This window comes from Vibrio sp. 10N.222.46.A1, from assembly GCF_041473595.1.
Classification (GTDB): domain Bacteria; phylum Pseudomonadota; class Gammaproteobacteria; order Enterobacterales; family Vibrionaceae; genus Vibrio; species Vibrio tasmaniensis_A.
The window spans coordinates 1-932 of sequence record NZ_JBFRSN010001411.1 but is presented as its reverse complement, the minus strand read 5'-3'; the positions used below and the strand labels follow the sequence as shown (position 1 = coordinate 932).

The 932-nt window shown below is 33.9% G+C and carries 1 protein-coding gene and 1 pseudogene; one reads left to right on the top strand and one right to left on the bottom strand.

Annotation, left to right across the window (positions count from 1 at the left end; all coding sequences use genetic code 11):
- Nucleotides 1–500, top strand: a pseudogene (locus tag AB4496_RS26990) (LysR family transcriptional regulator); the annotation flags it as partial.
- On the opposite strand, the gene AB4496_RS26985 reads toward AB4496_RS26990, so the two are convergent.
- Nucleotides 501–932, bottom strand: a 432-nt coding sequence (locus AB4496_RS26985) for a prepilin peptidase (protein WP_372132989.1), incomplete at its 5' end; no start/stop codon positions are given. It lies immediately after the preceding pseudogene.

Sequence of the window (932 nt, the reverse complement as noted above, 5' to 3'; positions counted from 1 at the left end):
GTTTCACACAGTCCTCTTTATTGGATTCTTCTCGTTACGATTTGATTTTTACAATGGATAGAATTTCACAAGAGAATGGAAAATCCTATCAACTGAATACCGTTAACTATGTTATCGCGCATTCTAATTCACTTGATCCGCATGAGTGTTATCCGCAGAGAGTTGTTTTTTGTAGTTCTCTTCCCAAATCTTATGTACAAGAGATACTCAACGATTATAAAATTGACTCAAATCATGTGACGAGTTGGGTGAAGACAAGTTCATGCCAATTCCTTAAAAATGAACTGGAAACGAATGGAACTATTTTAATATTTCCTGAATGGTCGATACGTCACAATAAATGCAAGACAATACCATTACGTCAAAAAGTAAACACGTACGTTTGGTGTAGTGATGAAATTTCACAAGAGTTAGAGACGTTAGGTATTAAAGATAAGATTCAACAATTATTTCAAATCAGTGATATTTCTAGCCCTATATTAGAGCACAATATTATGTAGTCAGTTTGCTAAAATGGATATAGTGCTAAAAAAGAAACAGCTCATAGCAATAGGTATTCCGTAAGGAATGCCTTTTGTAAAGCTAGGTAATCCTCTTACCTTTCCTACTATGTACATTGCGAAAACCAAAAAGCCTCCTAGAAAGCCTATACAAATCAATGTTATCGTAACTAGATTTGGCTGTATGCCAATGATTAAGGCACAGAGTAACTTCACATCTCCAGCTCCTATCACTTTTAGATACCAAAGTATAAAAAACACCACGAAACATAAAATCGCAATGGGTAGTGATGACATCAAGTAACCGTTATTTAACGCGACAATATTACTAAATATCAAAGCAATTTTGTTTAGGTTGTTTGGGATTTTTCTATGCCAACCATCAAAGAAGCATACAAACGACAGTATTAAAAAATTTGTTGATATTAATAC